Annotated in this window: 23 protein-coding genes; 10 read left to right on the forward strand and 13 right to left on the reverse strand. The window is 65.2% G+C overall.

Annotation, left to right across the window (positions count from 1 at the left end; genetic code table 11):
• The first annotated feature begins 14 nt into the window (after positions 1-14).
• Together lpxD and HRU71_13345 are read left to right on the forward strand one after the other, a co-directional pair.
• A complete protein-coding gene (gene lpxD, locus HRU71_13340) occupies positions 15-1,151 on the forward strand; it encodes a UDP-3-O-(3-hydroxymyristoyl)glucosamine N-acyltransferase (protein QOJ04412.1) in 1,137 nt (378 codons plus the stop codon).
• A gap of 30 nt (positions 1,152-1,181) precedes the next feature.
• The gene (locus HRU71_13345; GenBank protein QOJ04413.1) at positions 1,182-3,407 is read left to right on the forward strand and encodes a hypothetical protein; all 2,226 of its coding nucleotides are present in this window, start codon (positions 1,182-1,184) and stop codon (positions 3,405-3,407) included.
• On the opposite strand, the gene HRU71_13350 is transcribed toward HRU71_13345, so the two are convergent.
• Both HRU71_13350 and HRU71_13355 read right to left on the reverse strand, forming a co-directional pair.
• On the reverse strand, positions 3,404-5,479 hold the full coding sequence (locus tag HRU71_13350; GenBank protein QOJ04414.1) for a S9 family peptidase: 2,076 nt from the start codon (positions 5,477-5,479) through the stop codon (positions 3,404-3,406). The genes HRU71_13345 and HRU71_13350 overlap by 4 nt on opposite strands.
• 67 nt (positions 5,480-5,546) lie before the next feature.
• Complete coding sequence (locus HRU71_13355; protein ID QOJ05014.1) at positions 5,547-6,218, reverse strand: endonuclease V; 672 nt, start codon at positions 6,216-6,218, stop codon at positions 5,547-5,549.
• Positions 6,219-6,276: 58 nt separating this feature from the next.
• Between HRU71_13355 and HRU71_13360 the strand changes: the two genes are divergently transcribed.
• Positions 6,277-9,210 (forward strand): hypothetical protein, encoded by a 2,934-nt coding sequence (locus HRU71_13360; GenBank protein ID QOJ04415.1) that lies wholly within the window; start codon positions 6,277-6,279, stop codon positions 9,208-9,210.
• A 141-nt stretch (positions 9,211-9,351) separates the two neighbouring features.
• Here HRU71_13360 and yidD read toward each other — a convergent pair whose 3' ends face one another.
• Genes yidD through fliM form a run of 3 tightly spaced genes read right to left on the reverse strand, consistent with a single transcriptional unit; the run spans position 9,352 to position 11,358 of the window.
• Positions 9,352-9,678, reverse strand: coding sequence for a membrane protein insertion efficiency factor YidD (gene yidD, locus HRU71_13365; protein ID QOJ04416.1), 327 nt, complete (start codon positions 9,676-9,678; stop codon positions 9,352-9,354).
• Positions 9,675-10,283, reverse strand: coding sequence for a tRNA (guanosine(46)-N7)-methyltransferase TrmB (trmB, locus tag HRU71_13370; protein ID QOJ04417.1), 609 nt, complete (start codon positions 10,281-10,283; stop codon positions 9,675-9,677). Before trmB ends, yidD begins: the two co-directional genes overlap by 4 nt.
• A gap of 7 nt (positions 10,284-10,290) precedes the next feature.
• Positions 10,291-11,358: a flagellar motor switch protein FliM gene (gene fliM / locus HRU71_13375; protein QOJ04418.1), complete on the reverse strand. Its 1,068-nt coding sequence runs from the start codon at positions 11,356-11,358 to the stop codon at positions 10,291-10,293.
• Between the two features lie 239 nt (positions 11,359-11,597).
• On the opposite strand from fliM, the gene HRU71_13380 reads away from it, so the two are divergent.
• The 3 genes from HRU71_13380 (at position 11,598) to HRU71_13390 (ending at position 13,793) form a co-directional block, all read left to right on the forward strand.
• Positions 11,598-12,323 (forward strand): hypothetical protein, encoded by a 726-nt coding sequence (locus HRU71_13380; GenBank protein QOJ04419.1) that lies wholly within the window; start codon positions 11,598-11,600, stop codon positions 12,321-12,323.
• A gap of 158 nt (positions 12,324-12,481) precedes the next feature.
• A complete protein-coding gene (locus tag HRU71_13385) occupies positions 12,482-13,081 on the forward strand; it encodes a hypothetical protein (GenBank protein QOJ04420.1) in 600 nt (199 codons plus the stop codon).
• A gap of 61 nt (positions 13,082-13,142) precedes the next feature.
• A complete protein-coding gene (locus HRU71_13390; protein QOJ04421.1) occupies positions 13,143-13,793 on the forward strand; it encodes a hypothetical protein in 651 nt (216 codons plus the stop codon).
• Between the two features lie 86 nt (positions 13,794-13,879).
• Here the strand turns inward: HRU71_13390 and HRU71_13395 are convergent, their stop codons facing one another.
• The 6 genes from HRU71_13395 to HRU71_13420 form a co-directional block, all read right to left on the reverse strand.
• Positions 13,880-14,803, reverse strand: coding sequence for an alpha/beta fold hydrolase (locus HRU71_13395; GenBank protein ID QOJ04422.1), 924 nt, complete (start codon positions 14,801-14,803; stop codon positions 13,880-13,882).
• Between the two features lie 58 nt (positions 14,804-14,861).
• The gene (locus HRU71_13400; protein ID QOJ04423.1) at positions 14,862-16,820 is read right to left on the reverse strand and encodes a hypothetical protein; all 1,959 of its coding nucleotides are present in this window, start codon (positions 16,818-16,820) and stop codon (positions 14,862-14,864) included.
• A 128-nt stretch (positions 16,821-16,948) separates the two neighbouring features.
• Complete coding sequence (locus HRU71_13405; GenBank protein QOJ04424.1) at positions 16,949-18,193, reverse strand: insulinase family protein; 1,245 nt, start codon at positions 18,191-18,193, stop codon at positions 16,949-16,951.
• A complete protein-coding gene (locus HRU71_13410) occupies positions 18,190-19,440 on the reverse strand; it encodes an insulinase family protein (GenBank protein ID QOJ04425.1) in 1,251 nt (416 codons plus the stop codon). Before HRU71_13410 ends, HRU71_13405 begins: the two co-directional genes overlap by 4 nt.
• A gap of 8 nt (positions 19,441-19,448) precedes the next feature.
• Positions 19,449-19,790: a YhbY family RNA-binding protein gene (locus tag HRU71_13415; GenBank protein QOJ04426.1), complete on the reverse strand. Its 342-nt coding sequence runs from the start codon at positions 19,788-19,790 to the stop codon at positions 19,449-19,451.
• Positions 19,791-19,862: 72 nt separating this feature from the next.
• Entirely contained in the window at positions 19,863-20,600 is a 738-nt protein-coding gene (locus tag HRU71_13420; GenBank protein ID QOJ04427.1) for a hypothetical protein, read from the reverse strand.
• 280 nt (positions 20,601-20,880) lie between these two features.
• Here HRU71_13420 and HRU71_13425 point away from each other — a divergent pair, with 280 nt between their 5' ends.
• Positions 20,881-21,441, forward strand: coding sequence for a hypothetical protein (locus tag HRU71_13425; protein QOJ04428.1), 561 nt, complete (start codon positions 20,881-20,883; stop codon positions 21,439-21,441).
• Between the two features lie 20 nt (positions 21,442-21,461).
• On the opposite strand, the gene HRU71_13430 is transcribed toward HRU71_13425, so the two are convergent.
• Together HRU71_13430 and HRU71_13435 are read right to left on the reverse strand one after the other, a co-directional pair.
• Positions 21,462-21,716 carry a hypothetical protein gene (locus HRU71_13430; GenBank protein ID QOJ04429.1) on the reverse strand — a complete coding sequence of 85 codons (255 nt, stop codon included), beginning with the start codon at positions 21,714-21,716 and terminating at the stop codon, positions 21,462-21,464.
• Positions 21,717-21,756: 40 nt separating this feature from the next.
• Positions 21,757-22,005, reverse strand: coding sequence for a hypothetical protein (locus HRU71_13435; protein QOJ04430.1), 249 nt, complete (start codon positions 22,003-22,005; stop codon positions 21,757-21,759).
• Positions 22,006-22,294: 289 nt separating this feature from the next.
• Between HRU71_13435 and mutY the strand changes: the two genes are divergently transcribed.
• The 3 genes from mutY to HRU71_13450 all read left to right on the forward strand — a co-directional run bounded on the left by mutY (position 22,295) and on the right by HRU71_13450 (position 26,337).
• Entirely contained in the window at positions 22,295-23,371 is a 1,077-nt protein-coding gene (mutY, locus tag HRU71_13440) for an A/G-specific adenine glycosylase (protein ID QOJ04431.1), read from the forward strand.
• Positions 23,372-23,554: 183 nt separating this feature from the next.
• Positions 23,555-25,192: a murein biosynthesis integral membrane protein MurJ gene (murJ, locus tag HRU71_13445; protein ID QOJ04432.1), complete on the forward strand. Its 1,638-nt coding sequence runs from the start codon at positions 23,555-23,557 to the stop codon at positions 25,190-25,192.
• A gap of 41 nt (positions 25,193-25,233) precedes the next feature.
• The gene (locus tag HRU71_13450; protein QOJ04433.1) at positions 25,234-26,337 is read left to right on the forward strand and encodes a PilT/PilU family type 4a pilus ATPase; all 1,104 of its coding nucleotides are present in this window, start codon (positions 25,234-25,236) and stop codon (positions 26,335-26,337) included.
• Positions 26,338-26,498 lie beyond the last annotated feature (161 nt).

A 26,498-nucleotide genomic window follows, 5' to 3' on the forward strand; every position in this document is an offset into this window, starting at 1 on the left:
GAAACAAGCGGCTGATGTTTGACATTCCGCCGGATGCGTCGTTAGCATTCAACCCGCCGGACCACGGAGGGGACGACGCGCGCATGAGACAAACACTCCAGGCACTGGCTGACGCACTGACCAAGCTGAACATGCCGGCGACGGTCGAGGGCGACGCCGCGCGGATGGTGCGCGGGGTGGCGACGTTGGAAGAGGCCGGGCCGGACGAAATCAGCTTCCTGTCCAACGCCAAGTACGAAAAGATGCTCGGCACGACGAAGGCCGGTGCGGTGATCGTGTCGAACGACCAGGCTGCGCCGCCGGGGTTGGCGCTGCTGCGCACGAAGGATCCGTACGCGGCGATGTGTGCGGTCGTGGTTCACCTGCACGGCTATCGTCGGCATCCGTTTGCAATTGGCGAAAGCCGGGGGATCGACCCGCGGGCCGTCATTCATCCCAGCGCGAAGCTCGGCGAGAACGCCAACGTCTTTCACGGTGTGACGATCGGCGCAGACGTCACCATTGGCCGCAACGCGACGATTTACCCCGGCTGTTTCATCGGCCCCGGCTGCCGGATCGGCGACGACTGCACGTTGTATTCAAATGTCGTGATCTACGAGGGCTGCATCCTCGGCCATCGCGTGGCGATTCACGCCAATTCAACGATCGGCGAGGACGGCCTCGGATACGCACCGCACGGCGGCAAATGGATCAAGATTCCGCAGATCGGCGTCGTGGAGATCGGCGACGACGTGGAGATCGGCGCGAATTGCTCGATCGACCGCGCGACGCTGGGGCGGACTTTCATCGGCGCCGGCACGAAGTTCAGCAATCAGATCGCCATTGGCCACGGCACGAAGATCGGTCAGCACTGCATGTTCGTGGCGCAGGTGGGGCTGGCCGGCAGCGTGATCGTGGGCAACAACGTGACGATGGCGGGCAAGGCGGGCGTGGCGGGGCACTTGAGCATCGGCGACAACGTGCAGGTCGCGGCGATGGCGGGCGTGATGAACGACGTGCCGAGCGACACGTCCGTGGCCGGCGCGCCGGCGTTCAATCGCAAGGAAGTGTTGCGATCGTGGGCGGTCTTCGGCAAGCTGCCGGACCTGGTGAAGCAAGTCAAAGAATTGGAAGCGGAAGTCGAGCGGTTGCGCAAGCAGCTCCCAGGATAGTCGTTTGAATTCGTATGAGGAGGAAGGTCGATGCGCGCGATCGCGTTGGTTGTTGTCATTTGTCTGATAACTGCCCCGACGGTTCAAGGCGATGATCCGCGCCCGCTTCGCATCGTCGAATCCCCCGTTGCTGGTTCGCGCACCGCGGCAACCAACGCCGACGGCAGCATGACCTTCTGCAAGTATCCCGCCGGGCGGCCGGTCGTGCCCGATCCCGCGCCGCCGGCTGGCCCGCTGGCGCTGATCGGCTTTGCGGAGACCGAGCCGAACGGGTCAACGGGCACGGCCAACGTGCTGCCGCTGGGCACGGACATGGGCGAGGACGTTGACGTGGATGTGACCGGCATGATTGATCCGGTCAGCGACGTGGATGCGTTTCGCGTCACGCTCAAGAAGGGGGACATCATCGGCGCGGCGACGGTCACGTTGGCCGGTGGCCCGGATACGGTGCTGGCCGTGTTTGATGCGATGGGCAGCCAGATATTCTCCAACAACAATCACGGCGGGTTGAACGGCATTTATCCGCCCGGTTCGCCGTGGCCCGTTGCGGGGAGATCGACGGATTCCGCGATGACGTTCATCGCCCCGGCGGACGATGATTTTTTCTTCGCGGTCACTTCGTTGAGCGGCGCGACCAGCGGCAGCTACACGCTGCGGCTGCGGCTGCGCCGGGCGCAGATCGAGACGGTCTTTCCCACGCCGGTGCGGCAGATTTTGTTTATTGATTTCGACGGCGCGACGATCAACGCCAACGCGCTGTTCGGCGAGGGTCGAACGTCGGCGACCATGTCGCCCCTGTCGGCGTTTCTCTCCGGCTGGGGCCTGGCGCCCGGAGACGAAAACGCGGTGATCGACGCCATCCTCGCGAGGCTCGATCACGTGTTTGATGATCTGCGCGACGCGGCGCTGAATGGCGACTTCCCCGTTGACATGATGGTCGGCCACTACGACATCGAGATCCGCAACAGTCGGGATCATCCCGATCCGTTCGGTCAGGCAAACGTTTCGCGCGTGATTGTCGGCGGAACCATCGCCCAAACCGGCATCAGCACCATCGGCATCGCCGAGTTCGTCGATCCCGGCAACGTCAGCACCGACGATACGGCGATCGTGCTGCTCGATCTGCTTAGCGCGGGACCGGGGAATCTCAACTCCGTGCTAAGCCTGCCGCGCGATCCGGGCCTTTCGCTGATCGACGCCATCGGCAAAGTGGTGGGCAACGTCGTCGCGCACGAGGCCGGGCATTTTCTGGGCTGCTGGCACACGCGCAACGACAACGCGACGGCCTGCATCATGGATCGGGGCGGCGACCTGGAGAACCTCGCCGGCGTCGGCAACGACGGCATCCTCGGCACGATGGACGACCCGGACAACGCGTTCACGGTTGACGAGTTCGAATCCGGCGAAGGCGTCGGCTTCGGCGATGAATCGACAAATGTCGTTGTCTCTTTCGGATTGTCCACCGGCGGGCTGGCGGCCGACAACATGGAGCCGGGCATCGACAGCACCAGTCCTGCGATCGGCGCGAACGTCGGCACTTTCTCCTCGATCAGTGTGACGTTTGACGAGAACATCGCCGGATTGCAGGCGGCGCGGCTCACGGTGAACGGCTCACCGGCGGTGAATCTCTCCGGCAGCGGGGCGGGGCCGTTCACCTTCAGCGGTTTCGCACCGCCGGCCGACGGCCCGGTGACCGTCGTGCTGAACGACACCGGTGTGACCGACTTGAGCGGCAACACGTTCATCAGCGACATGTGGACCTACTCGAAGACCGACTGCAACAACAACGGGGTTTTCGATGCGGCGGATCTCGCCTCGAACACGTCAGACGATTGCAACGGCAACAACGTGCCGGATGAATGCGATCCTGATCCGGTGACGGCCGACGCCGGCGCAGCGCAGATCATCAACGCGGGCGAGTCGGTGGTGCTGGGGACGGATGATCCGGCGAGCGGCGGCGTTCCGCCGTACACGTTCGCGTGGACGCTGCTGGGCCCCGGTGTGAATGAGATCTTCACCGAGGCGAACCCGGCGTTTCAGTTTGATGCGCCGGGCGTGTTCAACGCGCAACTGACTGTAACCGACTCGCTCGGTTGCCAGGCGAAGGCCATGGCGACAATCACAGTAAACGCCTTGCCGGTCGACAACATGAACGCCGGCAGCCCCCCGTGCGGCGTTTCATGCGGTCCGGGCATGGGCATGATGGCGGCGGTGGTCGGCGCGTGGATCGTCCTCGTGCGGCGTCGTCGGCGTTAATCGTCTTTCTTCGGCAATTCGTAGTCGAGCTTCCTGTCCGGCGGAGCGCCGCCCGGGCCGGTGAGGTAGTGCTCGAACCATTGCAGCATGCGCAGATTGTAGTCGAGCCGCGCCGCGGCTTTGCGGTTGCCGTGCTGTTCGCCGGGGTAGAAGACGAGCCGCACGGGCGCTTGGTTGAGTGTTTTCAAATGTCGATATAACTCCATCGACTGACTGGGGTGCACGCGCGGATCGTTCTTGCCGGCGAGAATGAGAATCGGCGTGCGCGCCTTCTTGACGTGATAGATCGGGCTGCGCTCAAGGAAGAACTGCCACTTGCCCTCCTCCCACAGGTGCGATCGCGTGTGGACGAGATAGTCCTCGTTCGGGATATCCGTCGTGCCTTTCTTCGAGATCGTGTTGCTGATGCCGACGAACATGACGCTGGCGGCGAAGTGCTCGCTCTGGGCTGTCGCGCCCCAGGCCGCCGCGTAGCCGCCGTACGATCCGCCGGTGATGCCGACCTTCTTTTCGTCGGCGATGCCCGCGTCGACGAGATGCTTCACGGCGTCGACCAGATCATCAAATTCGCGGCCGGCCTCGTCGCCCTGGCCCATCTTGCTGAACACGACCCCGCGGCCGGTGCTGCCGCGATAGTTGGGATAGAAAACCGCGAAGCCCCGCGCGGCGGCGACCTGCCCCGGGCGGGAGTAGTTGGTCATCCATCCGTTTGCTTCATGGGCCTCGGGCCCGCCGTGGACGTAGAGAATCAGCGGGTGCTTGCCGTTCGCCGCGGCCTCCAGCGGTCGAACGAGCACGCCTTGCAGCTCCAGGCCGTCGCGCGCCTTGTAGGTCATCGCTTCCTGCGGAGCAAACTTCATATCAGCGATCCACGGATTGCTGTCGGTGAGCCGCTTCGGCCCGGCGTCGCCATGCTTCATGACGAAGACCTCGCCGGGGTGCGAGGCGTGATGGCCGATGAACGCGCCGATCTGGCCGTCCTTCGAGAGCGTGATGCTCGTCAGCACGGCCGCGGTGCCCGATGAGGCAATCGTTTTTTGTCCGCTGCCGTCCACCTTCACCTTGCCGAGCGTGGCGTCGAGTCCGACGTCGGCGACGTACATGATTGTGTCGGCGTCCTGCCACGCGATGCCGGAAACATGTCCTTCAAAGTTCGGCAATGCGTCCTTCAGCTTGCCCGTCTCCAGATCGCCGACCAGCAGCCGCCCCGGTGATGGATCGTTCACATCCTCGGCGGAGATCATCGCCAGCCGCCGGCCGTCCGGACTCCATCGCACGTCGCCGAGCTTGCCGGGGTTGTCGAACTTCATGACCACGTCGCCGCTCGAGGCATCGAGCACGTGGACGCGGCGCTTCATGTACTCATCGTCCACCAGCGGCGTCGGCGCGAGGGCGACGGCCAGACGATCCCCGACCGGGCTCCACGACAGCTCGGAGGCCGAGCCGTCGATCGCCAGCGCTTTGGGCTTCGCCGCGCCCGCGCGCAAGTCGGCCGTCCAGACGAGCGTCGGTGTGAGGTCTTCCTCGACGACTTCGGCCGTGAAGCCCTTTTCCTCGAGGTCTTTCTTTTCCTTGGGCGTTTTCGGTTCAGCAAGAAACGCGACGCGCGTCTCATCCGGCGACAGCGCATACGAGCCGATGGCGGTTTCATGCTTCAGCACGCGGACGGCCTCGCCGCCGCCAACGGGGATGCGATAGAGTGATTTCTCCTTGTCCTTGCCGCGCTTGGCGAGGAAGTACAGCGCGCGGCCGTCGTGTGACCATTGCACGCTGTCGATATTGACCTCGCCGACGATGTAGGGGCGCGGCGCGCTGCCGTCGACGGCAACCACGTGCAATTCCGACCAGGCGCCGCCGTCGTCGAAATCCTCGCCGTACGGATCGCGGGGCACGAGCAGCGTGTAGGCGATTTGGGTCCCGTCGGGCGACATGATCGCGCTGGTGACGGTTCGCAGCTTCGCCACGTGCTGCGGCGTCCATAGCTGATCGGCGGCGAATGCGGATCGCGCGGCGAGCAAACCAACCGCGACGCAAGCCAATGCAAATGGGCGACGAATGGATCGTGTCTTCATCGTTCCTCCAGCATGATTGGTTAACGGCGTTCCCGCTCCCGCGCGCCGACATGCCCCGCGGCGCACATCAGGCGGAGGCATCCCGGCGAAGTCGCGTGACGAGCTGATGCGCCAGGCGGGTCGGCTCCGGCAGACGATAGCCCGTGCAGCATCGTAACACGATTCGCTCCGCATCCGCCAGTCGCACGAGGTGGCCGACGCTGACATAGATCGGCTTCACCCCGGTGCGAGTTCGCAGCACGCGGCCGATTCGTTCGCCATCGAATCGCAGATCGACGGCATCGCCCCGTGTGTTGCCCGGTTCGACGTGCTCGCCGCACAGTCGACTTTTCGCGCAGCCGATGGTCGGCCGGTCGAGCAAGAGCCCCAAATGCGAAGCAATGCCGAGACGGCGGGGATGCGCTCGCCCGTGACCATCGAGGATGAACACATCGGGCACCGAACGGAGTTGGCGCGCGGCCGCAAGCAGGGCGGGCGCCTCGCGAAAGGAAAGCAATCCCGGCACATAGGGGAACGTCACCTTGCGATGAACGGATGCCGACTCGATCACCGCATGCTTGCGAACGTCCCAGACGATCCATCCGGCGATGATCTGCGGGGCGCCCGCGACAAACGCGGCATCGCCCCCGGCGACGAGCCGTACGGATCGCGCCGGCACAACGCGCTCGACAACGCGGTCAGCCAGCGCGCGCTGCAATCGGATGGCCGCGGTGGGTGAGGGATTCCAGCGATGGCGGATGGGTTGAAATGGGTCGCGCAAGGTCGATCCTCGGTGTCTCGTGCGATAGAATACACCGGTGGCGATCCACGTTCACTGGAAATGGGCCGTCGTTTGTTTGACGCTGGCGGCGTCGGACCGCGCCGCGCGCGCCGAGGAATCCGCTTGGCTGTACGTGGACCTCACGCCGGCCATGAACAACGATCTGATCACTCCGTCGATTCGGGACGAAGGCGCGACGGTTTCGGCCGAGGCGGATCGCGTTTTCCTGACGATTCCGTTTCGCTACGATCTCGGCGCGGCTCCTCGAACGCTCACACGCAGCGCGATGCGCGCGCGGGAGTTTCGCGGGGTCTGGGGGATTCGATTGCTGCCCGAACCGCTCGGCCCGATCGATCTTGCGCTGCTCGACGAAGACCCGCTTTACGAACGGTGGGAACTGAAGCCCGCCGCCGGTCGCCCAACAGTGACGGTGCGCAATCAAACCGGACCACGCGGCGCGGAGCCGGACTCGCGCGCAGCGGGCGGCCGGGGCGAGCGCCGGCCGCTGCGAAGCATGACGATCCCTGCGAGCGGGATGTCAGCGTTCGTTGTTGAGATAACCAACGAGTCGAATCGACTGACCTGGACGTGGGCGAATGGCGAGGAAGAGACGATCGACTTATCGGCGATTCGCAAGGCGCGAGAGCCGTTGCCGTTGCCGCCGATGACCGGTCCGGCCGGGGCGGAGGGCCCATCGAACGGTCCGCGCGGAGCCGTCGCGCCGATGTTGATGGATGTCATAAATACGGTAAAGAACGGATCGGCGGCGCACGCGGCGCTGGCGGTGCAGAGGTTGGCGCGGGCGCGACGAGAGTGGCCCGCACGGGTCGATCCGGCGTTTCTGGCGGACCTGGATGAGCGCATGCTTGAGGCCGGCGCGACGGATCGAGCCGCGGTCCGTGCGGCGGCGTGGTCGTACTTCGCCGAGCCGTTGGAGGGTTTCGCGCCGGCGGACTGGATCGCGCCGTCGGCGTTGCGGCGGCTGGCAAAAGATGCGGCGTTGCAGAAGTCCTGGTTGGAAAACGTCGAGCATGGTCTGGGCCGGCGCGAGGGCGGCGTCTTCTGGATGGGCCTGGTCGGTGACGAGCGGTCGCGCCGCGGCTTGGCGATGCTGATTGGTACGAACGTGTTAAGCGGGACGGACGCCGCGTTGATTGACGCGGCCGGTGACCTTTTGTTGTCACTTGGTCCGTGGCCGATCGCGCGCGGCGAGGCGTCGTCGGGCGCGGCGGTCGGCGGCGCGGGGTCGGAAGCGGTCGGCGTTGATCCGAACGATCCGCGCGCGGCGGACAAACCTGTGGAACTGTCGCGGTTTTCGCCGGCGGCGCTGGAAGCGCTGATGAAGCGTCTGCCCGCGATTCCCGACAGCCCGTGGGCGACGGATTTGATTCGGCGACTCGTTCCGCTCGCGCCGGCGAAACTGGCCGATGCGCTGGCGCAGGAACTGGAGCGTCGCAGGGTTGTGTTAAGCGGACCGGAGGATCCGTTGTTGACTGCCTGGGGGTCGCTTCGGACCGATGGCCAGCGTCTGGCGATGGTGACGGCGCTGAATCGACTTTACGTCGGCGAGTTGGTGTATTCGGAGTCCTTTGCGAGGATCTGGCGCGATGCGACCGGTCCTGCTGCGTCATCGAAGGTGCGCGAGGCGACGGTACGGCTTCTGCTGCGCATCGCGAGCGAAGACCTCGCGCCGCGCGAGCCGAACCCGTTTCCGGTCATCGTGTTGCTGACCTCGCACGACCCGCTGGTGGATGCGTTGAGCGAAATCGTCATCAGGATGAAGTCCGCGGATGGAGCATCGGGCGGTGAGCAAGGCCGGTCAGCGCGGACCCGGCCCGGCAGCCGTGAAACGGAGCTTTGCCACGCCGCCGCGGAGCAATTGCTGCGTCGCGGTCTGGCCGAGCACGCGGCCCGGCTTGTCGCGGGATGCCCGCCGGGGGCCTCGCGCGCGACGCACGTTGAAACGCTGCTGCGCATGAAGAATCCGCCCGCCGACCCGCTGGCAGCCTTTGCCGGGTTCCTCTTGCGACAGGAGACCATCGACTGCGTTAAGCCCGCGCTGGAGTATCTGTCGCGCCGGGCCGGGGCGGAGCCGTCGGACGAGCGCTGGCGTCTGCTGGCGGCGTTGCGCGCCGGGGTGCATCCCGGAGAACTTGATGCGCTCGGCCGCGCGCTCAAGGGGGCGCAGGCCGTGGCCGTGCGGCGCTGGCTGCACGAACTGGGACACATGACGCAGCAGGATCGGCAGCGACTGGCCGGAGCGACCGACCCGGAGCAGCGGCTCGAGCGCCTGAAGGAAATCGACTTTCGTCGAGGTACGGCGGTGGAAGGACGGTACGGCGCGCTGGCCGTGGTCGAGACGGTGACGGCCCGCGCAGGATCGGCCGATGCCGAATCCGGCAACCCATCGATCTCGTGGAGCCTTCCGACGCGCTGGACGATCGCGCTGCCGCCGATTGATCTGGAGTTGCCGGCCGATGTGCATGAAAAGCCCGACGCGCCGTACCGCGTGCTGCTGGGCAAGGCACCGTTGGGAGAGGGCCGCATCGCACAGAGGCCGGGCGTCCTCGGTTCACCCGCCACGTTCTCCATCGCGCTGACGTCCGCCCCGTGGGATGGCTGGGCGACGACAAACGGGCTGCTGCGCGGAACGACCGCCGCGCCGGAAAACGCCGCCGCGGAAGTGGGGCCTCTGTGGATGGTCGCGCGCCCGGTGCTGGAGAAGCCGCTGGCCGGCACGATGACGATTGACGCCGCCCCGCTGTTGAAGCGCGCGATCGCACAGGACCAGTCAATCGGTCGCCGGGTGCCGCCGGCGCGCGTGCCGGAAAAGTTGCCCATCACGCTGCGTCATGCATCGTTCGGAAGTTTCTACGGCGCGGCGGATTGGCCCGGCGAACTGCCGGAATCGATTCCGGATGGTTTCATCCGCCCGCGCGTCGTGATGATCGTGCTGGAGCGAATGGATTAAGGGGCAGTGGTCAGTGTCTCGTGGTCAGTGGGCAGTTGTCCGTGGCCAGTGCCTGGCAGAAACGCAGACAGGGTTCAACATCATTCAGCCCGGCCATCTCGATGGCCGCGAACCTGCCGGCAAGGCCGTACCGTGCCTTCGCTACGGCACCGGATCGTAGCCGAATCCGCCCCACGGGTGACAGCGCAGGATGCGCCGAACGGCCTGCACCGAACCTCGCCATGGACCGTTTCGCCGGATCGCGTCGAGCGCGTACTCACTGCACGACGGCTCAAATCGGCAATGCCCGGGCAGCAGGGGGCGCAGCGCGAATTGGTACGCCCGGATCGTCAGCGTCAGCGCTCGGATCGTCACCGTGTTAACCAGGAACACGATCCGCCCCAGCGGCCGAGCGATCCACCGCACACCGCGCGCCAACAGCGCGATCAGGCGATGCAGCGTCGGCGTTGTCCCCACAGTTGGTCTCATCGCTTCCTCACGGCCATGCGATAGATCGGCCGTCCCTCGCGCACGTACTTGATCTCGTAATTTGTCTCGGTCCGTGATCCGGCCGTGCCGAACGCCGGATCGTCGAAGTCGATCTCCGCGAAATCCGCCACGCCGCCCAGCACGGCGCGAATCTGCTCGTAATACTCGGCGTGATCGGTCTGCACGGCCAGACGACCGCCGGGGACCAGCGCCCGGGCCATCGCCGCGGCCGCGTCGGGCGTGAAGAGCCGCCGCTTGTGGTGGCGTTTTTTGGGCCAGGGGTCGGGGTGGTAGACGTGCAGCGCGGTCAGGCTCGCCGGCGGCAGGCGGTGCATCACGAGAATCTTCGCGTCGGTGCGGACCATGCGCGCGTTGGTGACGCCCCAGCGTGCCAGACGATCGGCACAATACTCGCAGAACGCTCTGGCCCATTCGATGCCGAAAAAGTTGCGGTCGGGATGCGCGCGGGCCATCCGCAGCAGAAACGCCCCCTTGCCGCAGCCGATCTCCATCTCGACGGGCCGGTCGTTCCCGAAGATCGCTCCGAAATCGACGCGCTCCGAGACGACCTCGGGCGAAAGCAGAATGTCCTCAAGCGTCGGCACGAGAACATTATATCACGCTGCGAGCGCGTGTTTCGGCCGGGGAATCACCCGATTGCCGATGGCAGCCGGCGTCGTCGCTTCGCCCGATCTCGTCGATTTTCTTCGTGACGCGGAAGGCCCGGTTGCCGCGGAGCTGACCCAGCCGTCCCAGGAACTTGTCCCGGCCTTCGACTTGCAGGCTCATTTCCTCGGTGACGAGCTTGTCGAGCCGGATCAGATCGCCCGGCGCGAGCGACATCAGGTCGGCCAGGGTGATGCGTGTTTGGCCGAGATACGCGCGCAGATTGATCTCCGCGTTGCGAAGCTTCTGCGTCAGCGCGCGGCGATGGGCCGTGTTGACCGTCCCGCGGCTGTAGGCCAGCCAGCTTTGCGTCGCGAGCTTGCCGATGACCGGCTCGATGACGTTGAACGGAATGCAGATGCTCATCGTGCCCGCGCGAGCGCCGACCTTCAATTCGAAACCCACCACGACGACCACTTCGTTCGGCGCGACAATCTGCACGAGGTGCGGATTGCTCTCGTGCCCGGCCAGGTCGAACTTCACCTCGATCAGCTCGCTCCATGCTTCGGACAGATTCTCCAGCGCGCGATCGAGGATGCGGTTCACCAGTCGCTGTTCGATGAGCGTCAGCGGCCGCTGGGGGATGAAAATGTCCGAGTTGGTGCCGCCCAGAAGGCGGTCGATGATCGGGAAGACGATGAGCGGGCTGATCTCAAGACACATCTTGCCGGTCAGCGTCTCGGCCGACAGTAGATTGAAACAGGTCGGGCTGGGCAGCGAATGGATGAACTCGCTGTAGGTGAGCTGCTCGGCCGTCGCGACGTGCGTTTCGACGATGGTGCGAAGGAATGCCGAGAGCGACGCCCCGAAGCTGCGAGCGAACGACTCGTGAATCGATTGCAGCGCCCGCATCTGCTCCTTGCTGACGCGTTCGGGACGTTTGAAGTCGTATTCGGTGACTTCGCGGCCTTGGCGGCGGCGGTCGCCGGCGAATTCGAAATCGTCGCCGTCGCTGTCGGTGGCGACCGCATCGAGCAGCGCGTTGACTTCGTTTGGATCGAGGACTTCGGTCATGTCCTGGCAGCCCCCCGGATGGGCGGCGCAATTCCTGCGCCTGCAACGGGTTAAGCCTGCTCTCTTATCGGATGTCTCGCGGAAGATTCTCAAGCGACATGGGGCCGTTTTGAATCGCTCCACTCGCACACGAAAAAGCGTCGTCGCGATGGGCAGGCCGGAAATAATCGGCCCGCGCGGGCACAATATCCGGCTGGATTCGCTTCGTCGTCGGAGCGGCGTACCCAAGGAGCCTTACCATGTTTCGGAACCACCCTCATGCGGAAGTCGGCCCGACCACGGTCGTGAATCGTCGAATGGGCCTGGGGGCCTCGATCGTCTGGGGCCTGACAGGAATCATCGTGACCGCCATCGTTGCGGGCAGCGGGCTGGCGGTTTATGCGCTGCGCGTTGTGGACCGCCGGGCCGATGGCGCGGTCGTTCTGGTTTCGCGGGTCCTGGGCGAGCTGCCGGAATATCGCGCGGCGCTGCCGCCGGCGCTGGCCGATGCGATAGATGACGTTCGCCGGCCGGATTATCGCAATCAACTGGCGGTGACGACGAAACTCCTTCCGCGCGATGGTCGAAACCACCAGTCGGCATCAGTCGAGGTGCGCAACGGCGGCGAAGAACTCGTCTCGCTGTTGAGCATGCGGATCGTCGGAATGGACAGCGAGGGTCAAGCCGTCGAGGAACGCATGACGTACGCGGCGACGCCGATTCAGATCGATGACGAATGGCGCGGTCCGCTGCTGCCGGGTGAGACACGGCGATTCGTGGTGCGCTGGCGGGCGCATGACAAGGTGTCGGACGTGACGCACGAGATCACCGATCTGCGTGTGTGGAAGGATCGGGCCGACGCGGGGGTCGCGCCGGAATCGGACGAGGCGGACGAAGGCACGACGGCATCCAAGTCCTATCGTTCGCAGATGCCGAAGAAGTCCCCGACGCGCGAGGTCGTAAGTGTGCGTGAGAGCGATGATTAGCCGCGTTGCTTGACCATCGGGAATTCGACGCTTAGGCTCCTGACGGGCTTTCGCCACCGTGAAAAGCGGGGCAAAAGCCCGTTTGGCTTTATCTCGGCGCGTCGGGTCGCGCGGCCTTGCCTTGCCCGGCCTTGTCGATGAAGGAATCGTTCACGTCGATGCAGCATCGCGGACTGGCCAAAATTGATGTCATGCTGATGGTGCTGGTGGCCTTGGCGGGGTTGATCTACCTGTCGCGTTGGCTTCCGCTGGGCGGCGGCGGAGGAGCGGCGCAGCGCGCGGCGTGCCTGGCGAATCTGGCGACGATCGGCAAGGGGTTGTCGGCCTACCTGGAAGCGAACGATCAGCGGTGGCCTTACGTGGAGAAGCTGCGGTCGCTGCCGATGCACAACCCGCCGTGGCTGATTTTGCCGGATGTCTTGAAACCGTACGTGAGCGCGGGAGCGGGCGAGCCGTTTCACTGCCCGGCCGATCGGCGGACGTTGGGGGAGGACAATCCGCTGGAGAAACAGTACGGCAGGCAAACGACGTGGTACGCAACGGAAGGCTCAAGCTACGAGTGGATCTGGGGGGAGGCCTACGGCGGCAAGCGCGTCGGCGAGGAGATGCTGGCGAAGGCGAAGGGGTTCGGCCTGGGCCGGGCCGATCAGCCGATGCTGGCGGATTTTGAGGCGTTTCACACGGGCGACGAGCAGGGGCCGTTCAACACGCTGAACGCGGACCTGAAGCCGCGAACAGCGCGGACGGCGAACCGATAACACCCTCCGGTTGCGTCCGGTGCGACGGGAGAAATGATACAAACGTATAGGAAATAGGCGTATGATGACGCAGTTGGAGAGTCACGCCGCGGGGCAGCCTGCGACGAACCTGGTGAAGCGGCACCGCACGTCGGCCGTCGTCGGGACGACGATCGGCGTGTTGCTGGTCGCGTCGATCGTGACGTACCTGTGGGCGGCGACGCCTGCGCGGCCGAACGTGCAGACGGCCAAGCCGGCCGAGATGGTGACATTCGTGAGTCACGAGCGCGGTTTGGCGGGGCTCCCGCAGATCGAGCAGGAACAGTTCATCAAGAGCTGGCAGGGTCGGCTGGCGTCGGACGCGGCCTATCGCGAAGCGATGCGCGAATCGCTGAAGGCATTGAGCGAGGAGGAGCGCAAGGCGTTCGTCACGGCGATGATCCGCGTGATGAAGCGGGCGTTCATCGACGACGCGAAGCGTTACGCGGGGCTGTCGCAGCAGGAGCGGTTCAAGTTTGTGCGAGAGCGGCTGACGGAGTACGCCAGCCAGGCGCCGCTGCTGAAGGATCTCACGCGTGACACGGGTTTCAAGCGCGATCTGCCCGGCGGCCAGGATGAAGTGCGCCAGTGGCTGATGGAAAATACGACGGCCGAAGAGCGCGCGATCGGCGAGCCGTACGTCGAGGCGCTGAAACACATCAGCGAGCAGGATCGCAGGCAGAAGAAGGATTAGATCCCGTTGAGCTGCGGGGGTATCGTTCATCGCGATTTTACGGCAACCAACCCGCCGCATGGGATTTGCAGGATGGGCAATGCCCACTACGGCGAGGGGTCGGTCGCGGCGACGCGGCCGAGGGAGCGCGGGAGTGCTGCGTTGCCGTCATCGGCAAGGATCGGCGGGCCGCTCAATTCCGTAATCAGCGGAGCGAGGTAGGCTTTCACGAAGGTCGGATGGGTCCAGTCGGTGTGACCGCCGAAATGGCCTGCCCATCGCATGTCGGCGCTGTAGGGCACCTGGTGCAGCTTGCGGTAGAGGGCGGCGGCTTCGCTGGAATCGTCGGCGGGCTTCTGAAAGCCGACCGCGCCGGCGGATTGGCCGTGCCGCCGGTCGATGGTGCCGGCGACGGTGGTGCCGGCGCGGAGAAAGACGGCGTCCAACTCGGAATAATAATTGAAGATGCCGAAGGTGGTGCGTCGCAAGGCGTTGCGCAGGTCATAATGCGGGCTGATGGCCGGCGCGAGTAAGACAACTGTAGAGACCTGTACGTTCTCCGGCAGCCGCTCGACCGCCATGATCGCCAGCCCGCCGCCGCCGGAATGGCCGACGATGTGCAGCGGGGCGTGCGGATGCTGCGCGCGATAGGAAATGATCCGGTTGTTCAGGCGCTGGGCCACGACCTTGTTGCGCTCGTAGTCGGCGAGGTTGATGAGCAGACCGCCGGGGATGGGCGTGCCCCAGTCGAAAATCTCGATGCCGCACTCGACGCCGCCGTCGGCCAATCCGCGGGCAAGCGATTCGTTGAGAATGCTGCGGCCCTCGATGCCAGGCAGAATGACGACGAGGCCTTTTTCCAGCCGCTCGGGCGTGCGCAGGTGATCGAGACTGCACCCGGTTGCGAGCATCAGAATGGCCAGCGCGGCGAGCCCCGCGACGGATTCCAGCGCGGCGCGGCGCGGGGCGATCGACGTCGCGGACGTGTAGCGGCGGCCGGGTATGTGCTGCGAAGCGGTCAGACCATCCATGGGGAGGCTCTCCAAAAAGGCCGAGCGGGCAAGCGTCGGCTGCATAATCATCGGCGAATCATCGAGCGAAAGCGATGCGATGCCGGGGCGATCGCGCCGAGAAGTTCAGGTGCATGAGCAGAACCCACGCGAGCGAAGACTGCGCTGCGGCGACAACAGCATAGACCCAGACCGGAAGCTGCGGGAAGTTGCCGAACTGAATCAGCATTGCCGCGGCGACCATGCTGGCCATCGTCCCGACGAGGACGAGGGCGATGCTGGCGTGGAGCCAGGTGACCAGCCTGCTGTTGGGGTGCAGGGCGAAGGCCCCGGCGACGGCGGCCGCGCCAAGGAAGACGATCCAGACCGTGTGTGCGTGATAGCGGGAGAGTTTGAACGCCGCAAGCCAGGCCGACCAGGACTGGTGGGGGTTTCGCGGCCAGACCGACCAGAGCAGGGCAACGGCGACGCCGAAGGCGAAGACGAGCAGCATGGCGACGGCGGAACGGTGGCGCGGATCGGCGATGAGCACGCGCAGGCCGGTGACGGCGACGACGCCGGCGATGACGGCGGTGAGCAGGATCCAGACAAAAGGCGCGATCTCGCGAACGGCGCCCTGCTGGGAGAGCCGCACCTGGAGCGCCTCCTGCGCGGCGCGTTGTTCGGTCGTGAGCGTCGATCGACCGCGGCCGGCGAGGGATTGAGTCGTCGGGCTGGAGTCGAGGCGGTGCGCGCCTTCGGAGGATACGTTGAGGTCGGGGAGTTCGGTCTGGGCCGAGGCGCGCGGATCGTTGACGGGCAGTCCCATGTTGAAGAGCGGGCTGGCTTCGGCGCTTCGGCCGAGGGCGTCGTTGCCGGCGCGGACGAGCGACATGGTGCCGACCGAGTTTGACAGGGCCAGCCCCGCGGTCATGAGGGTCAAGGCATAGGCAAGGTTGAGCACGCCAATGCCCAGGGCCATGTGCAGTAGAACGGCGGCGAGACACGACAGTTCCAGGGCGATCATCCATTGCCACGGTTCGACGTTGCGTATGCTGATTTCTTCAATGGCGATCGGCGTGGCGGCGTCGGCCGAGAGTTCGGGAAACGTGCGCCATTCGGCGTAGCCGGTTTTTACGCAGTGATAAGCGAGCGCGATCAGCACGAGGGCGTTAAGAAAATGCACCGTGCGGGTGCGATTCACAGCGATGCCGACGGCGGTCAGAATCAGCACGACGGCCCAGGTGCATTCCTCGCCCCAGCGCGTGAGAAATTCCAACGCGGAAGGGAGGAATCGCCCCGCGAGCGTGTCCCATTGATACCAGTTTTTGACCGTTCCCAGAGACGCGAGCGCGACGAGCGCGAAGCCCAGCAGGCTGCCCGCGTTCAGCGTTCGCCCGTGCCGACCGGATTGCGACAACGCCGCCAGCGCCAGGCACACGACGACGCCGAATCGCCACGCGAAACCCTCCGCGGCCGAGAGGCTCGATAGGATCGTCACGGCCTTGCCCTGCAAGAGCGCGTCAACGGTGTAAGCCGCGCCCGCGAAGAGGGCGGCCGTGACAAGCGAATAGACGAATCGCGCGCGCAGCAGCTTCGCGCCGGTCAGTGCGAACATCAGCGCGAGCGTCCATCGGCCGGCCTCGCTTGCGTAGGCGTGATTCAGAACCGCCGCGATGCTATCGCCACCGATCGGCACGGAGCGTTCGGCCGCAAGCATCGCCGTAAGCCGCGTCCACCATTCGGCGATGCGTGGCGCCGGGCAGACGGCCAACCAGCCGGCGGCGACGACGAGTGCCAGTCCGAACACCCCCGCACTCCATCCAGGCGGGGAGGCGGCGGATTCATAGACGACGGAGACGGCTGACTTGGACACGGCACCTGGAGCGGAGTACGAAGCGCCTTCCAGCGAGATGAGGGTCGGTCCGCGCTGGTCGGAGGAGTTGCCCGCGACGCCGTAGGTCGAGCGCGGCGGATTGGCTGGCGCACCGGCGGCGGATCCGTTGGTCGGCGCGCCGACGGATGCGTCGCCGTTCTTGCTGATTGAGAGGTCGGACATTCAAGACTCCGCGCGGACGGACTCCCCATGGTATACAGGGAACGTTCGAAATAATTTCGATATCGGCAGGGGCAAGCCGTCGGCGGCGCGGCAAAACCGGCCGAAGGACGCCACCGCAGGGGGCAAACCTAGTTTTCAGGCCAGTTACGCGGACCGAGGCTGGTGAGGAAGCCCGGCCCGTTGATCGGCCAGTCGGCGAGGTACTGCTTGATGCGCTGGGGAGTGACGGCGTCGATGGCGGCGAGGCGTTCGGCGACATCGCGCGGGCGGTCGAAGCTGTTCAGGTCGGAGGCAAGCTGCATGAGCCGGTAGTACGGGGCTTCGGCTTCGGTGGCGAGACTGGTGCGCGAACGGTTCTTGACGCGCTGAACTTCGTCTCCGCTGACGCCCAGGTCGGTCATGCGGGCGATTTCGCGGCGCATGGCGTCGACCATCTGTTCGGCCTTGGCGGGTTCACAAAACCCCCAGATCATCATGAGACCGTTGTCTCCATAGGCGAGCCGCCCGGCGGAGACGTGCGGCGCGATTCCGGCCTGAATGATGTTCCAGTAGAAGCGGGAGTTGTGCCCGCCGAGGATGCTGGCGGCGACGTCGGCGACTTCCTCATCGGGGTGATTGGCTGGCGGCGCCGGGTAACACAGCGCGATCGCCTGCTGCTGAAAGCGGTCGGTTTTTCGAACGACCACGCCCTCGGCCCATTTGGGCGGCGGCGTGCGTGGCGGGCGTTCCGGGCCGCGCTGCCAGTCGCCGCAGAGTCGTTGTGTCGTATTGATGACCTCGCGCGGCTCGATGGCGCCGGCGACGAGCAGGACCATGTTCGCCGGGTTGTAACGCGCCTGGAAATAGGCGTGCATGGCGTCACGGGTCAGCGCGGAGACCGTCTCGGCCGTTCCCAGCACGGGCCAGGCGAGCGGATGGCCTGCGTAGATGCGTTCGTGGAGCAGCTCGTACACCTGCCGGTCGATCTGGTCGTCCGACATGGCGATTTCTTCGAGGATGACCTGCTTCTCGGTTTCGAACTCGTCGGGCGGCAGGGCCGATTGCATCATGTCGGCGATCAGTTCGATCTGCTTTTCCAGGTCGGCGGTGCGCACCCATCCGAAGTAAAACGTCTTTTCCTTGCTCGTGTAGGCGTTGTAGGTGCTGCCGAGGTTGTCGAAGTCGATGGTGATCTGCTGCCAGGTGCGGCGGTGCGTACCCTTGAAGCACATGTGTTCGAGAAAATGCGATACGCCGGCTTGGTGCGGTGCCTCGTCGCGCGCGCCGGTGCGCACGAGAAAACCCGCCGCGGCGCTTTGCACGTGCGGCATCGGCTCCATGACGATGCGAAGCCCGTTGTCCAGAACGTGTTCAACGAATGACCCGCCCATCATGCGACGGCTCCTTCCAGCGGCCGCGTCCCCAGCGTGAGCACGCACAGCTTGTCGCGGCGGTTGTCGTTCAGATAGCGACGAACGTCATTGATCGTCACGGCCTCGATGCGGCGGTTCTTCTCCTCGACGGGCATCGGGCGGCCGTAGTGAAACAGATCGCCGCTCAACTCGCTGACGCGGGCGCGGGTGATGTCGCCGTGGGTCTGGGACTTGGCGATGATGCCGGTCTTGGCGCGGCGCAGCTCTTCCTCGGTGACGTCTTCGCCGAGGCGGTCCACTTCGCGCAACAACGTGCGAAACGTCTGTTCGCAGCGGGCGGGGGTTGTCGACGCACCCATGAAGAGCATTCCGGCCTGACGCGGGTGCTCGTCCCAGGCGCTGACCCAATAGACGAGGCCCTGCTTTTCGCGGACCTCGACAAACAGGCGGGAGCTCATGCCGTCGCTCAACATCGCCAGCACCAGTTGCTCGATCGGGGCGTCGGGGTGCGTCATGGACAGGCCCGGCCAGCAGATGAGGATGTGTTGCTGCTCAAGCTCCTTCATCTGGTGGCGCACGCCGGGAGAGAATTCCAATCGGTAATCGTTGTCGGGCGCCGTCGCGCCGTCGCCGAAGCCGCTGAACAACTCCTCGACCCGGTGTGCGAAACGGTCGACGTCCACTGCGCCGCCGACGGCGATCTGCATGCGCCGCGCCGAAAAAGTCCGCCGCCAGTACTCGATGAGATCGTCGCGCCGGATGGATTCGAGGGTCTCGACGGTGCCATGTTCGTGTCGTCCCAGGATGGGGCCGTAGGCGTGCGGCGCGATGAGCCGCCGCGACAGCTCGCCGGGGTCATCCTCCAGGGCGGTCAGTTCCTGTTTACCCAGATCGACCGCGACGCGGCAGAACTCCTCCGGGAACGTCGGCCGACGGAGCATCTCGGCGTGCAGCTCCAGCGCCTGCTCGACGTATTCCGGCAGGCAGGCGCAGCGAAAAACCATCGACTCGCGCCCGACGCGCGACGACGCCTGCGCGCCGATGGCGTCGAACGCGTCGGTCAGTTGCTGCGCCGTGAAGCGCTGCGTGCCCTTGTCGATCGTCTCTTCCAGCGTACCGGCCAGTCCGAGCCGTTCGGCAGGCTCGTGGACCAGGCCCGCAAGAACGCGAATCTCGTAGGCAGCCGTTCGCCGGCCGGGCAGCGGCAGGGCCGCGAGTTCGACGCCGCAGTCCAGCGTCCGGTGAACGTAAATCTCTGGCGTAGCCATCGCCCGGTTTATAGCGGGGAAACGGTCGACTCGCCAGACGCGGCATCCAACGAGGCATCCGATGCGCTGACTGGTGAAGCCGGCTGCTCCTGCTGCGAACGAAAGAAGATGCCGACGTGGCCGACGCGCGCGATGAATTCGCACGGCACGCGCGAGGCGATTTCCTCACCGGCGAGATCGACTTCCGCCGCGTCGTCCATTGTCATGCGAATCTTGAGAAGCTCGACGTGGTCGAAGTGCCTGCGGATCGTTTCAATCACCGCGTCATTGACGCCGGCCTTGCCGATCGTCATGCGGTGCTTGAGATGGTGGGCTTGTGTTTTCAGTGTTCGGCGTTGTGCCGGGTCCATGTCTGCTCCCCTGGTGCTGGTCGTACTCCAACGGACCGAGGGTGTCGTCCGTGGGTGCGAAGGGCGGTTTGTTTACGGGCGGTCCGGCTGCTGCGGCTCGGGCAGGGCGAGCGGCACCGGCGCTTCCAGCGAGAACGCCCCGGTCGGAAGCGATGCATCGGCCGTCAACTCATGATAATCGCAACCGGCGATGAGACGCTGCCCGCCGGCCGCGGTCAGTTTCCACGCCCGAAGCAGGAATGAGTCCTGATCAATCCAGAGCGATAGTTCGCGTTGTGATCCGCCGAAACCCTCGGGCCGCGTGACCACATAACAGGGTCGCCCGCCGGCCCACGCCGCGCCTTCGAGACGCCAACCGGGCCGGCCCAGGAGGCCCGTCGGTTTCAACGCGTTCTCGCCCTCGACGAACAACTCGTCCACCAGCATCGGCAGGCCGTCGGTCAACAATAGGACTGCTGTCTGAATAGGCGTTCGCGTGAACTGGCGGTGCCGCGTGAAGCGGCCCTCGCCGCCGCGATAGCTCCACCAGTCTCGCCCCAGCACGATGATCGCGTCCTCGCCGATCTGGAGCTTGCATCGTCCGGGCCGGTCCAGCGTCCACGACACTGGCACGACGCGCGGCGACGTCTTGTGATACGCGCTTAGCACGCCGGTGGCCGTGAGCGTTCGTGCGCGGCCGTACGCCGCAGCGCAGCGGCGCAGCACGTCATCGGCCGTGACGGAGTACGACACCAGCCCCTCGTCGGGATCGCGGCGATAGGGATCGGCCGGATCGTTGCAGGCCGCAGGCAGCGTCAGCGTCAGCGTCATGAGCGCGGTGACCCATGCGGCATGGCATGGTCGGTCTGGCCGGATGCAATGGGATGGCAAAGGCGGCCGATTCATGCAGGTACGATTCGCGTGCGTCCTGCACAAGCGTCCTAGGCCGTCCATGGTTTGTTGGTCATCGTGACGGAAGCCGTCGGCGAACGCGTTATGCTAACGCCAACCGCCCATCGGGACAAATCGCCGCAGTCGTGGAGCGCGGGCTGCGAACCGGCTACACTCGCGCGGGGGGGCGTCGGGATCGCGATTGACAGGCGAGGAAGCCATGGCCGGTTCCGTTGGATTATCGCGAGACAAGTACGAAGAGGTGGCGCGTCAGCTTCAGGAGTACGTGCGGGCGCGGTTTGAGGATGCGATCGTGCAGATCGGCGAGGGGCTGCATTATCGCGGTACGAATGTCGTAATCACGTCGAAGGCTTTCGCGGGCCAGTTGCCGGAGCAGCGATACGGTCTGGTGCTGCGCACGATCCCCGAAGCGTTCTTCAAGAAATACTTGCGCGGGGGTGTGGTCTGGTTTGAATTGGCGCCCGGTGAAAGCGGCAAGGACTACATGCGCATGCCGCGGTCGGAGGACGTGGCGGCGCGATCGGCCGACGTGCTGGCGCGGATGAAAAAGTCTGGCGTCTTGAAACAACTGGAGCAGGCCGTGGCGCAGGCCAAGGGAGCGCTTAGCGCCGTCCGGCTGGATTTGGCGCGGGAATGCATGGACGCGGCGGGGTGGAGCCCCGACGAGGTGCAGGAGGGTAGCCTCGTGCTGATCGGTCGTGGATCGCTCTGCGATGCGGATTTACCGCGGGTGTTGTGCGCGCTGGCGGACGATGAATAACCCGCGGGGCGGCCGGCAGGTCAGATTCCGCCGCCGCCGGTTCCGCCGGTTCCGCCGATTCCGTTCAGGTTCCCACCGGAGATGAGCAGGCGAATCGGCAGCAGGGCGATGCCTTCCAGCACGCTGTAATAGGTGGAAGGCAGCGCGTTGACCGTGTTGGCGGCCGTTCGGTTGATGGCGGTTTGGCACCAGCCGATGCTCTGAAAGAGCGGCGCGGCGGCGATCAGGACGGTAATACGCCGGACCAGTTTTGCGCGGCGGGGCGTCATCTTCATGGGGTGTTCACCTCATCGGGGCGATTGCGCCGGGCGCGAATCACCGTTGGAAGAATGGCTGGCGATTTCCACCCAGCAGAATTTGGATGACGTCCGACGACGGAAAGCTGGTCAGGAGCGTTTGCTGGATCGAACCGACGACGACGCTGAAGGTGGCGCTGGCGATCTGCTGGCCGATCAGGTTCGGAATCGTGCTCAAATCGCAGGTGCCGGTAGTCTGACACAGCGGCAGCATGGCCGCCGCGACGAGGATTTTCTTCCGCCAGCGATACAGTTTCATCTTCGTCATGCTTGTATTACCTCCCCGGGCTGCGGCAACCATACAAGAACGCCGCATCAGGTTGACGCGAGTGGTTCCTTGGGGGTCTTGCGGCTCGCATCGTGCGTTAGCATACCGACGCACGCCCGGTCCGGCAAATCGCGAGCCATGCAGGAGATTCATCGGTCGGTTGCCGCCTAAGGCCTTAATGAAGCGTAGGTTACGTGTTGATCGGCGGGTTGGGTCCGCCGTTGGGCATGAGTAGAATCACCCCATGACGCGTGCGGACCCCGGGAAACTTCCAACCATAGCCCGTCGGATGCTCGCTTGGTATGACCGGCACCGGCGGGACCTCCCCTGGCGGAGGACGCGCGATCCGTACGCCGTCTGGTTGAGCGAGATCATGCTCCAGCAGACGCAGGTCGCGACGGCGATTCCCTATTACGAGCGTTTCCTTCGGCGATTTCCGATCGTGCGTGCACTGGCGAAAGCGCCGATTGGGGAGGTGCTCAAGCTCTGGGCCGGTCTGGGTTATTACTCCCGGGCGCGGAACCTGCATCGGGCGGCGAAGATTGTGGCGAATGACTTGAACGGCGAGTTTCCCCGGACCGTGGACGGCCTCCGCGCGTTGCCGGGAATCGGTCGCTACACGGCCGGGGCGATCGCGTCGATTGCATTCGGCGCGCGGGCGGCGGTCGTGGATGGCAACGTGACGCGTGTGCTGGCGAGGCTGTTCGATCTCTCGTCGGATGTCAGGGAGCGACACACCCAGGATCGGATCTGGAATCTCGCGACGTCGTTGCTGCCGGCTCGGCGGTGCGGGGATTTCAACCAGGCGTTGATGGAACTGGGGGCGACGGTCTGCACGCCTGCGGCGACGGCGCAATGCGGCGAATGCCCGGTGGCGCGATGGTGCATGGCGCGGCGAGCGGGGACCGTCGCGGATCGGCCGGTCAAGGGCGGACGCGCGAAAGTGAAGCACGAGACGCATGTCGTCGCCGCGATTCGGCGGGGCGAGCGTTACCTGTTCGTGCGAAGGCCGCAGGAGGGACTTTGGGGCGGGCTTTGGGAGCTGCCCAGCGCCGTGGCGAGTGGGCGGTCCATCGAATCCGCGTTGCGGTCGCTGACCCGGGAAGCGATGGCGGCGCGGTCGCGCGCGCAGAGATTCTGCGATTTTGAACACGTGCTTTCACACCGGCGTATTCGGATGATCGGCTACGAATTCGCTGCGCCGGCGGGTGCGGGGCGTGAGCGAGGTGGCGCGTGCCGATGGGTGGCGCTGCGTGACGCACGGGCACTGGGATTGTCGCGTGCCATGCAACGAGTGGTCGAATCGCTCGAGGAACATGGCCGCCAAAGGCCGCGGCCATGCCGCCCAAAGTTGAAGCCGCCATGAACATTCACCCGTGGCACAGGCGTCTCGCCAGTGATGCACCCGCCGCGGCAGGTGCCACACCCTGTGGATCATTCTGCGGCTCTACTTGGCAGGTCACCCTGATTTCCTTGTGCGATCCACTCACTCGCCCGTCGCGCGGCGATAATTTGTGACGGTCCGGTCGCTTCGATATAGTGCGGCGGCATGTCGACGGAGAATCGATACCTCGGGTCGGCCAAGCTCATCGCCGCGTGCACGCTGCTCTCGCGTGTCACTGGTCTGGCACGCGATATCATCGTCAATCGCGCCTTCGGGCAGAGCTGGGTTCAGGATGCGTTCAACTACGGCTTTCTCGTGCCCAACTTGTTTCGCCGGCTCTTCGGCGAGGGCGCGCTCTCGGCCGTCTTCGTGCCGGTCTTTACCGAGACGCTGGACCAGCGCGGGCGCCCGGCGGCGTGGCTGCTGCTGGGGCGCGTCGCCGGGTTGATGACGCTCGCGCTCACCGTGTTGACCGTCTTGCTGGAGATCGTGGCGCTGGCGGTCTGGCAGTTCGCGCCTGGCGGGCCGATGCGCGCGCTGCAAGCCGGGCTGACGGCCGTCATGCTGCCGTTCATGATCAGCGTCTGCCTGCTGGCGCTCTTCGCGAGCATCCTGAACTGCATTCAGCATTTCACCGTCCCCGCGCTGCTGCCGATCGTGCTGAACCTTTTCATGATCGCCGGCGTGGAGGCGATCGGCCCGCTGATGGGCGAAGCGCCGGAGCAGCGCGTCTATGGCGTGGCCATCTCCGTGCTGCTGGCGGCTGTTGTGCAACTGGCGATCATTTTTCCCGTGCTGCGGCGGCTGGGCGTGACGTGGCGTTTCTCGCTGGATACGCACGATCCGGAACTGCGCCGCATCCTGCGCAGCTTCGTGCCGATTGTTCTGGGGCAGGGCGTCTTGCTGCTTAGCGTTTTCCTCGATGCGCAAATCTGTACGTTTCTGACGCGCGGGCCGGCCACGCCCGATTCGTTCTCCTTTCTCGGCCGCACGATTGCCTATCCGCTGACGGACGGCGCGCTGTCGGCCATCAACAATGCCCAGCGGTTGTATCAGTTCCCGCTCGGCGTGCTGGCGATCTCGCTGGCGACGGCCGCGTTTCCGATGTTCAGCCTGTACGCGAGCCGGCAGGACTATCCCGGTCTCCGCGCGACGCTCGGCCAGTCGATGCGCGTCGCCATCTTCGAGGGGCTGCCCTGCGGCGTGGCGCTGTTCATCCTCGCCGAGCCGATCATTCGATTGCTCTTTCAATATGGCCGCTACGACGCCGAGGCGACGGCCCGCGCGGCCTACGCGCTCAAGTGGTACGCCCTGGGCATGCCGGCGTATTGCTGCCAGCACATTGTCCTGCGCGGGTTTTACAGCCTGCGCGACACGCTGACGCCGATGTGGATCAGTTGTGCCCTGGTGACCGTCAACCTCGTGCTGGTGCTGTCACTTTTGTGGCATCCCGGCATTCGTGAGGCGGCGTTCGGCCTCGGCACGGCGGTCTCGGCCACGCTTCACGTCGCGGTGTCGGTCTGGCTGCTGCGGCGGAAGATGCAGGGCCGAATCGGCGCGCGAATTCTCATGGCATCGACCCTGCGGACGGCGCTGGCGGCGGGGCTGGCGGGAGTAGCCGCCTGGGCGGTCAATCGCTGGACGGGAAGCGTCGATCTGTCGGGCATGGGGCGATTGGTTTCGCGCGGGGTGCAGGTGTTCGTTCCGCTGGGTGCGGCGGTCGCCGCGTACCTGCTGGCGGCGGCGCTGCTTCGCATGGAAGAACTTCGTCTGCTCCTGCCACGCCGACGAAGCCCCGCATGAATCCGGTATAATTCCCAGACACCGCCATGGGGAGCCATCTTGTGGAACTTGCCCAGCTCTTGAAATTCGCGATCGACAACAAATCCTCGGACCTGCACCTTCAGGCCGGCTCGGCGCCGATGATGCGCATCAACGGCATCGCCCGCTTTGTGCAAGGCGCGACGTTGACCGACGCGCAGGTGCGCAACTTGTTGATGGAGATTTTGCCGCCCTCGCGGAAGGCCGATCTGGATCGTGACTTGATTCAGGGGATCGATTTCTCGTATTCACATGCCGATCTGGGCCGCTTCCGGTGCAGCGCCTTTCAGCATCTCAACGGCTGCGGCGTGGTCCTGCGCGTCATTCAGGGAAAGATTCCATCGTTCGAGGACTTGATGCTGCCGCCGGTCATTCACGACATCGCCCGTTCCCAGCGCGGACTCACGCTGCTCACCGGCACGACCGGCAGCGGCAAGAGCACCACGCTCGCCAGCATGATCGATCTGATCAACGAAACCTACCGCTGCAAAATCGTCACGATTGAAGATCCGATCGAATACGTGCACACCAACAAAAAGGCGATGGTCTCGCAGATCGAGCTGGGCACGGATACGCCGTCGTTCGACCAGGCGCTGCGTCAGGCCCTGCGGCAGGATCCGGACGTGATCCTCGTCGGCGAGTTGCGCGACGTGGAGACGCTGAAGATCGCGCTGCGCGCGGCCGACACGGGTCACCAGGTCTTCTCGACGCTGCACAGCTCCAATGCGGCGCAGACGATCGAGCGCATCATCGCCATGTTCCCCGCCGACGAGCATTCGATTCTGCTCTCGCAACTGGCGACGAACGTGGAGGCGATCATCTCGCAGCGGCTGGTGACGACGACGGCGGGCGGTCGGCGTCCGGCGGTGGAAGTGCTTCGCGGCAGCGCGGTGACGGAGAAGTTCATTTTCGAACGGCGGCTGGGGGAACTGCTGACGTACATCGAAACGGGCGAGTCGGGCATGCAGAGCTTCGACCAGCACCTGCTGAAGATGTACCAGGAGAAAGCCATCAGCGGCACCGAGGCGATGCGCTGGGCGACGAACCCCGAGATGATGGGCATGGCCCTGCGCGGCATCCGGCGCATCGGCAGCGGCGGTGAAGTGGTCATGCTCGAAAAAGCCTAGAACCGGTTTCAAAATTCCTCTCCCCCTTGGGGGAGAGGTCGGGTGAGGGGGAAAAGTGGTTCAAACGAATTGATTCACCCTCACCCCGACCCTCTCCCTGGAAGGGAGAGGGAGGTTTTGAGACAGCTTGTAGCGCAGCACGGTTGTTTCGTACCGCGAAA

It is taken from the genome of Planctomycetia bacterium, assembly GCA_015200345.1.
In the GTDB taxonomy this organism is placed as follows: Bacteria; Planctomycetota; Phycisphaerae; order UBA1845; family UTPLA1; genus PLA3.